Origin of the sequence: Streptococcus sp. HMSC065E03 (assembly GCF_001815045.1) — a bacterium.
Taxonomy (GTDB): Bacteria; Bacillota; Bacilli; order Lactobacillales; family Streptococcaceae; genus Streptococcus; species Streptococcus parasanguinis_AD.
The window spans coordinates 6,215-8,896 of record NZ_KV818845.1; the positions used below are offsets into that span (position 1 = coordinate 6,215).

At 47.6% G+C, this 2,682-nt stretch carries 1 protein-coding gene; it reads right to left on the reverse strand.

Annotation, left to right across the window (positions count from 1 at the left end):
- The coding region (locus tag HMPREF3002_RS10575; protein WP_176745557.1) for a hypothetical protein at positions 1-2,682 on the reverse strand (2,682 nt) is incomplete at both ends.

The following is a 2,682-nucleotide window of genomic DNA, read 5'->3' on the forward strand; positions in this document are numbered from 1 at the left end:
ATGCTGACAATGATTCTGATGTCGAGATTGATTCTGATACAGAAACCGATTCAGACGTTGAAACTGATTCGGACTCTGAGACTGATTCTGATGTTGAAACTGATTCAGAAGCAGAGGCTGATTCTGATGCTGATACCGACTCAGATTCAGAGGCTGACGCTGATTCGGACGTAGATACTGACTCAGAGACTGAGACTGACTCAGATGTCGAGACTGATTCAGAGGTTGAAACTGACTCAGACGCTGATACTGATTCGGACGTTGAAACTGATTCGGAAGTTGATGCCGATTCAGAAGTCGAGACTGATTCGGACGTTGAAACCGACTCAGACGCTGACACTGATTCAGACGTTGAAATTGACTGACTTTCTGATACTGACTCGGATTCTGAAACTGATTCTGATGTTGAGACTGACTCAGACGTCGATACCGATTCAGAGGTTGAGACTGATTCTGATGTAGAGGCCGACTCAGAGGCTGATGCTGACTCAGATACAGAAACTGATTCAGACGTTGACACTGATTCTGATACAGAAACCGACTCGGACGTAGACACTGATTCGGATACAGAAACCGATGCAGACGCTGAGACTGATTCAGACGTTGAAACCAACTCAGAGGCTGAAATTGACTCGGATGTTGATACTGATTCAGAGGCTGAAACCGACTCAGACGTAGAGGCCGACTCAGAGGCTGAAACCGACTCAGACGTAGAGGCCGACTCAGAGACTGATGCTGACTCAGAGGCTGACGCTGACTCAGACGCTGATTCAGAAGTTGACGCTGACTCGGACGCAGAGGCTGATTCAGAGACTGAGAATGATTCTGATGTTGAAACTGACTCAGACGCTGAAACTGATTCAGAGGTTGAGACAGACTCGGATGCAGAAACCGACTTAGATGCAGAAACTGATTCGGATGTCGATTCCGATTCAGACGTAGACACTGATTCAGATACAGAAACCGACTCGGATGTTGATACTGACTCGGACGTTGAAACTGACTCAGACGTTGATACTGATTCGGATGTCGAGAGTGATTCAGAAGCAGATGCAGATTCGGATGTTGATACTGACTCAGACGCAGAAGCTGATTCGGATGTTGATACTGACTCAGACACAGAAGCTGATTCGGATGTTGATGCCGATTCGGATGCAGATGCAGATGCCGATTCTGAGGTCGACACTGATTTGGATGTTGAAACCGACTCAGACGCTGAAACTGATTCAGAGGTTGAGACAGACTCGGATGCAGAAACCGACTCAGATGTAGAAACTGATTCTGAGGTTGAAACCGATTCGGATGCTGATGTTGATTCGGACGTTGAGACCGACTCAGAGGCTGAAACTAACTCAGAGGCTGACGCTGATTCAGAGGCTGACGCTGACTCAGATGCAGAAACTGATTCTGATGTAGATGCCGATTCGGACGTTGAAACTGACTCTGAAGCCGATATTGATTCAGACGTTGAAACTGACTCGGACGTTGAGACTGATTCGGATGTTGACACTGATTCTGATGCAGATGCAGATGCCGATTCTGAGGTCGACACTGATTTGGATGTTGAAACCGACTCAGAGGCTGAAATTGACTCGGATATTGAGACAGACTCGGATGCAGAAACCGACTCGGATATTGAAACTGATTCGGATGCTGATACTGACTCAGAGGTTGAGGCTGATTCGGATGTTGACACCGACTCAGACGTAGATACTGATTCAGAGGTTGATGCTGACTCGGACTTAGACACCGATTCTGAGGTAGACACCGATTCTGAGGTTAACGCTGACTCAGACGTCGAGACTGACTCAGAGGTCGAGACTGATTCAGAAGCAGAGGCTGATTCAGAAGTTGACACTGACTCAGACGCAGAAGCTGATTCGGATGTTGACACTGACTCAGATGTAGATACCGACTCAGACGTCGAGACTGACTCAGATGTAGACACTGATTCTGACGTTGACACTGATTCCGACGCTGAGACTGACTCGGAATCTGATGCTGACTCAGAGGTTGATGCTGATTCAGAAGTTGACGCTGACTCGGACGCAGAGGCTGATTCAGAAGTTGACGCTGACTCGGACGCAGAGGCTGATTCTGACATTGAAACCGACTCTGAAGTCGAAACTGACACTGAAGCAGAGACTGACTGACTTTCAGATACTGAGGTGCTCAACGATGCTGACAATGATTCAGAGGTCGAGATTGACTCAGACGTTGAGACTGATTCAGATACAGAAACTGACTCAGAGGTAGATGCCAACTCTGAGGTTGAAATTGACTCAGACGTAGATACAGATTCAGAGACTGAAACTGACTCAGAGGTCGAGACTGATTCTGAGGTTGACGCTGACTCAGACGTCGATGCCGACTCAGACGTCGATGCCGACTCAGACGTTGATACTGATTCTGACGTTGAAACCGACTCTGAGGTTGAGATTGATTCTGACGCTGACTCGGACACTGACACAGATTCAGACGCTGAGACTGACTCCGATGTTGATGCCGATTCAGAAGCAGACACTGATTCTGAGGCTGAAACTGACTCAGATGTAGAAACCGATTCGGATGTTGATACTGATTCTGATGTAGATGCTGACTCGGACGCTGAGACTGATTCAGACGTTGAGACCGATTCAGACGTTGAGACCGATTCTGAAGTAGAGACTGACTCTGAGGTTG